This window comes from Lentibacillus saliphilus (genome assembly GCF_019093865.1).
Lineage (GTDB): Bacteria > Bacillota > Bacilli > Bacillales > Amphibacillaceae > Lentibacillus_B > Lentibacillus_B saliphilus.
This window is the reverse complement of record NZ_JABJXD010000013.1, coordinates 42,795-48,810: the sequence shown is the minus strand read 5'-3', so window position 1 is coordinate 48,810 and position 6,016 is coordinate 42,795. Positions and strand designations below refer to the sequence as shown.

Genomic DNA, 6,016 nt, shown 5'->3' with positions numbered 1-6,016 from the left:
TTTTCCCCACCAACGTCATTTATTGTACAACCGTTTTTACATACATACAAAAATGCATTTATGCGGTTTTGGCTTCGCGTTTTTCCTCTGATGAATCGATCACAACACTTGCAGACGCGTCACCAATGACGTTAACAGAAGTTCGCATCATATCTAGTATTCTGTCAATACCAGCGACGAGTGCAAGTCCAGCAATCGGTAGGTCGATTGCAGTTATAACCATTGTCAGCATAATCAAACCAGCACCTGGTACACCTGCTGTACCAATCGATGCAAGTGTCCCAATCAAAACAACGGTAGCGAGGTGGGCAAATGTTAATTCCATACCAAAATATTGGGCAATAAACACAACCGTAATGCCTTGATAAATTGCTGTGCCATCCATGTTAATCGTTGCGCCAAGCGGTAGGACAAAGCTACTCGTTTCTTGAGACACCTTCAAATTTTCCTGAGCGCATTTCATCGTGACCGGTAATGTGCCTGAACTGCTACTCGTACTAAAGGCGACAGCCGCCGCTGGGAATATCCCTTTTAGGAATGTAATGGGGCTCATCTTGCCGAGTGTCTTGACGGTAATGGAATAAACGATAATAACATGAATTAAACAAGCAATAAGCATGGCAATAATGAGCTTGATTAAAGGGAGGAGCACTGAGGCACCATATTTACCAACGACCGGTGCAAGCAATCCAAAAATCCCAATCGGTACAATTGTCATAATCATAGTCGTTACTTTGTACATCACTTCCGCAAATCCATCAAAAAATTGTTGTACAGGTTTAGCACGTTCGCCAACGAGGGTAATCGCAATCCCGATAAAAATAGCGAAAAAGATAATTTGCAGGATGTTACCAGTTGCGAGTGCCTCGAGTGGGTTTGTCGGAATGATGTTCAAGAGTGTTTGGACAACACCTTCTGTTTCAGTAGGTGTGACGTCATTTGCACCATCGAGTGTCAGTCCTGTTCCTGTTCCGGGTGAAAATACATAACCGGCCGCTAAGCCAAGTGAAATGGCAATGAGACTCGTTGCCAAATAATACGTGATCGTCTTACCGCCGAGCCTTCCAAGTTTTTTGACATCACTCGTACTTGTGACACCGACGACAAGTGTTGCTAAAATTAACGGCACGATAATAAACTTGATCAACCGTAAAAATAAATCTCCAAGTGGTGCAACGACTTCGATTTTTTCACCAAAGATGATACCAGCGATAATTGCAAGAATAAAAGCACCGATAATTTGCCAGACTAAACTCTTTTTCATAATATCCTCCTTCGCGTTAAAAGATACTGTACGGTCCTCCTTTTTTATTGGCATTCGTATCAAGTAGGCACGAATAAGCGCGACCGCTTTCAACGCAAGCAAACATTTTTACATATATGACTATCCTATTAGAAACGGCATAAAAACTCAAGAGTTATTTTTTTGCTTTTCACTGTATTGCAAAAATAGCGCTTTCGTTGACTTTGCCAGCATTCAATAATAAACTGTACGTAAGATTAATAGCATAGAGGTGATACTTATGGTAGAAACGACGCTTATGGTAGGCGCTGTGATGCTAGCTATTTTACTTGTACTTGCATTTATTATGAATAAAGCTACGTCAAAAACGAGCTACGTAGCGTATTATCCTTCTTTTGTACTGTTTGCCACTGGATTAATTTTTCTGTTGATGGCAACGTTGACAAAGGTTGACATCATGGGCATGGGAGCCGGCTATGGTGGATGGGGCATCGCAGCTCTATTTGCATCAGCCATCACAATGATCGTGTTATCAATTATGCAAGTCGAGCCCGATGCAAAAGGGTAATGAAAAAAAGAGCGGCACACCGCTCTTTTTTGTTTGGGGCAATTGTTGTTTCAAGGTGCTTAAGGCGCTTGAAACGTATAAAATGCAATTCTCCCGCATATATCAGGAAACTCCCGCATATATTCCGAATGAGCCGCATAAATTGAAAAAACGCCGCATATATTCAATTCTAGCCGCATACCCGTTTATCCGACCGCATAAAGCCAAAATCAGCCGCATAAAATGCCTCTCCCATCCGTCTTAAAATCCCGAAAGAGCGAATTACACCTGTACGGCATAATAATACCTCTCACGCGTCGCTCAGCTCCACCGAAAAACGCGACATTGCCTAATAAAACGATGTTTGCAACGCTATTTCAAAAACGTCCAGCCATCACGCTGTTCGATGTATCCATCCTTCAGCAACTTACCGAGTGCTCTTTTAAAAGCCGCTTTACTAATGGAAAATGTGCCACGAATATCATCGGGGTCACTTTTGTCACCGAACGGCATTTGCCCGCCATTGTCTTTAAGATAAGCAAGAATCTGTTCAGCATCGTCACTCATACTATGCTGTTTTAAAGGACGAAGTGAGACATTAATCGTGCCATCTTCTTTGACTTCAATCACGCGTCCAGTTACAAATTCGCCTAAACGCGGCTCGTCTTTTCGCTCTGTATGATGAATGAAACCGCGATAGTGATCACCCGTAATAAGGGCTGTACCTTCTCGACTCGTATGGTAAACGTATCCGGAAACTGTTTCGTTGAGAAGGTCTTCAGGTGCGTATGCCATCATGTTCTGGATAACACCTTCAGTCGCTGGCAAAGCCAATAGCCGTCCTTTACGATCAAGACCGAGCGTAACATATAATTTATCGTCTGTTTTTGGCCAAGCACGTTCAAATAACGGCAAATCGTCTTTGGATACGAGCATATCCTTTGTCGTTCCAATATTAACGAAAGCACCGAGATTTGGAATAACTTCAACGACGTTACACCAGCCATACGCATCTCGAGTAATTTTAGGCAGTGTCGTAGTTGCCGTCAATTGTCCTTTTTTATCAATATAAAGAAAGACGTCGACTGCATCATTTTCGGAGAGTTCTTGATCGGATTCAGCAAGATGAAGCAGGGCTTCAGTGTCCTCATGATAGAGCACGTATCCGGTATCAATTACACGTTTAACTGTCATAGTTTGAATAAATCCAGCAAGTGTTTGAGTCATATTATGCCTTCTTTCATTTTAAAATTTATGAGCGTCCTTTCAAAAACGCTTATGTATTGGAAAAGAGGTACCCCATTAATGAGCGTACCCCTTTGATTGGTAAAGTAACATATAAGTTTTATCTTTTTTCCTATAATATAGGATGGGAAATTTTAAAGTTATTAGGGCAGATCACCGATGCCCTTACGTTGTCTGTTTGTTAGTGCTCAAGATATCGAGCACACTCATTTCCTCTTGCCGCTGCACTCACTCCACTGTAAGCCCTCTAACCTAAACAACGCAAGCCCTACCTGCTCTTGCGTCCTTGCGACTCTGTAATCGCGCCAGTGTGAATAAGCATCGTCAAAAACTTTGCAGAATGCCAGCATCTTAAATGTTACTTTATGCTGCAACGCTCTTTATCATCTCACACATACAAGTAATTGTCAAATTTATACTGAAATACGTGTATTATGACCGCTCAGGAGACCGCTTTTTCCCTCTGAAGAACATATAAACCATGGCACTTAAAATGACCACATAGCCGATGAAGCTGTATATGTCTGGTACCTGTTCAAAAAAGACGATACTGATGATCGTTGAATACAACACAGTCGAATAGAAAAAGATTGAAATATCTTTTGCTGGGGCGAATTTGTATGCGAGTGTAATCCCGAACTGGCCCAACGTTGCAAACACACCTGCTAAAAGAAGAAATGTTAATTGCTTTCCTGTCATTGGTTCAAAAAAGACAATGAGAAATGGTAGCAACACAACTGTTGAAAAGAATGAAAAATAAAATACAACCGTATAATATTTTTCGCGATTTCCTAGAACACGGAGGAACGTGTAAGCTGCTGCCGCAAAAACAGCAGATGAAAAGCCCATTAAATAAGGGATAATATCAACGGAAAACGCAGGTTTAATAATAAATAACATACCAATAAAAGCAATGACAACTGTTACAACTTGAAATGGCATAACCTTTTCCTTTAAAAATACGGCCGAAAAAATAATGAGCAAAAATGGACTCATTTTATTCAGCATATCTGCATCAGACAAGACGAGATGATCAATCGCATAAAAGAAGAAAATGATGCCGAGCGTTCCGAAGAAAGCTCTAAGCAATAGAATCGGTTGATTTTCCTTTTTACCGAATAGACTTTCACGGTTGTACATAACGAAGCCAAATGCAATAATAGCTGAAATTAAATTACGGAAAAATGTTTTTTGAATTGAAGGCAAATCGCCTGCTAGCTTAACAAAGGCCGCCATCACAGAAAATCCAAAAGCAGAGATTAATAAAAGCATAATCCCCTTCATCGTGTTGTTCATATAAAAACCACTCCTAGATGCGTAAACTCAATCTAACTATTCATTATGCCATGTGCATAGCGAGATTACCAAGAAAAGGATCAACACGAGTCGGTTGAAAGACTGACCATAAAAACCTCCGAGTCTTTAGAGGACTCGGAGGGAGATAACAATCTAATGATCCTGACGAACAAACCGCCACTCAGTCAGCTTCATAGACAGGAAAAACAAGGTAAATGATATGACAGAGAGCGTTATAAACGGAGAGAAGGGAATATATGCTTCAACAAGCTTGACGTAGCCCTGGTCAATTTCGTTAAATGTAAAGCCCCCATCTGGCATAACTGAAAAGAGCGCGATAGAGCTAACGAAAACGAAGCTAAAAAACAATACAAATATAATGATAGTCGATAAGTTGAAAGAGCGAATAAAGTGGAAAAATGGAATGATTACCGCTGTAACAATCGCCACACCACTCAAAACAACAATCATATCCTTCCATGTATAAACGAAATAGGTAGAAGGATATTCAGCAAATTGAATGATTAATATTGAGACCCCCCATTGGTATAACATGGCTACAGCACTTATGAAGAACAAATATATGAAACGGCTTCTAATGACGTGCTTTGGAGAAATGGGAAGACCGTGCAGAAACTGATAGATTTGCGCCTTATGATCATTATAAAATAAATTAAATGCTAATGGCAGATAGATAATAGCCCACAATGTATATATTGGCGGGAATGTGATGAAGAAAAGAAAAGGAACCCCAATCACAATTAAAAACAACTGTGGCTGCCAATTTAATCTCAAATCACGCTTGATAAGCTGCATCATGATGCATGCCTCCTAATGCTCGTTTTTTCGATAAGTAGAACATGATGTCTTCAAGAGTTGCTTTCTCAACAACAATATCGTCCCCAAAATCAGTAAATAGGTTAGAATCTCCTTCATACAACGCCTTAAAGCCAACATCAGTTATCTCTATGCCACTAAATAACCCTTTCGTATCAGCATCAATCATTTGACGTCTACCTTTAATAATGTGAAACGATTCGCTAATCTCATCCATGCTTTTGTTAAGTATAAGATCACCGTCATTCATAAAAATAACATAATCTGCAATTCGGTCGAGATCAGATGTGATGTGGCTCGAAACTAAAATCGTTCGGTTTGTTTCGGTCATTAATTGCTGCAGCATGCCAAATAGCTCACGTCGGAATACCGGATCAAGACCTGCTGTCGGTTCATCCATAATAATAAGCTCTGGGTCATGTGACAGGGCGAAGAGGAGGCTACATTTCATCTTCATGCCTTTAGAAAATGTTTTGAGCTTTTTCTTTAACGGAAGATCAAAAGCCTGTAAATACGTTTGAAACACATCTTCGTTCCAAGTGTTATACAGTGGGGCGATAAAGGCTTTCATCTTTTTAATGTTAAAGTGCTCATACATATATAAATCGTCATGGACAAAGCCAATTCGTTGCTTTTGAGTCGCATCCTCGTTTGGATTACCGAATAAACGAATACATCCTGAATCTGCTTTAATAATATCCATTAACATATGTAGTGTCGTCGTCTTGCCACTTCCATTCGGTCCGATCAGTCCGGTAATATAACCGGTCGGCACTGTGAAACTCATATTTTCGATAGAAAAGTCCTTGCGTTTTTTAGATACGTGCTGAAGCTCGATTGCATTCATG

The 6,016-nt window shown here is 40.3% G+C and carries 6 protein-coding genes; 1 reads left to right on the top strand and 5 read right to left on the bottom strand.

The genetic code is table 11. The annotated features are described in order from the left end of the window. Positions 1-58 precede the first annotated feature (58 nt). On the bottom strand, positions 59-1,264 hold the full coding sequence (locus HPC67_RS14725) for a dicarboxylate/amino acid:cation symporter (RefSeq protein WP_217589435.1): 1,206 nt from the start codon (positions 1,262-1,264) through the stop codon (positions 59-61). A 259-nt stretch (positions 1,265-1,523) separates the two neighbouring features. Here HPC67_RS14725 and HPC67_RS14720 point away from each other — a divergent pair, with 259 nt between their 5' ends. Beyond that, positions 1,524-1,811, top strand: coding sequence for a hypothetical protein (locus HPC67_RS14720; RefSeq protein WP_217589433.1), 288 nt, complete (start codon positions 1,524-1,526; stop codon positions 1,809-1,811). Positions 1,812-2,162: 351 nt separating this feature from the next. Here HPC67_RS14720 and HPC67_RS14715 read toward each other — a convergent pair whose 3' ends face one another. The 4 genes from HPC67_RS14715 to HPC67_RS14700 all read right to left on the bottom strand — a co-directional run bounded on the left by HPC67_RS14715 (position 2,163) and on the right by HPC67_RS14700 (position 6,015). After that, positions 2,163-3,017, bottom strand: coding sequence for a CvfB family protein (locus HPC67_RS14715; protein WP_217589431.1), 855 nt, complete (start codon positions 3,015-3,017; stop codon positions 2,163-2,165). 450 nt (positions 3,018-3,467) lie between these two features. Further along, positions 3,468-4,331, bottom strand: coding sequence for a DMT family transporter (locus HPC67_RS14710; protein WP_217589429.1), 864 nt, complete (start codon positions 4,329-4,331; stop codon positions 3,468-3,470). Positions 4,332-4,484: 153 nt separating this feature from the next. After that, on the bottom strand, positions 4,485-5,150 hold the full coding sequence (locus HPC67_RS14705) for an ABC-2 transporter permease (protein WP_217589427.1): 666 nt from the start codon (positions 5,148-5,150) through the stop codon (positions 4,485-4,487). Then, on the bottom strand, positions 5,128-6,015 hold the full coding sequence (locus HPC67_RS14700) for an ABC transporter ATP-binding protein (RefSeq protein WP_217589425.1): 888 nt from the start codon (positions 6,013-6,015) through the stop codon (positions 5,128-5,130). Before HPC67_RS14700 ends, HPC67_RS14705 begins: the two co-directional genes overlap by 23 nt. Position 6,016 lies beyond the last annotated feature (1 nt).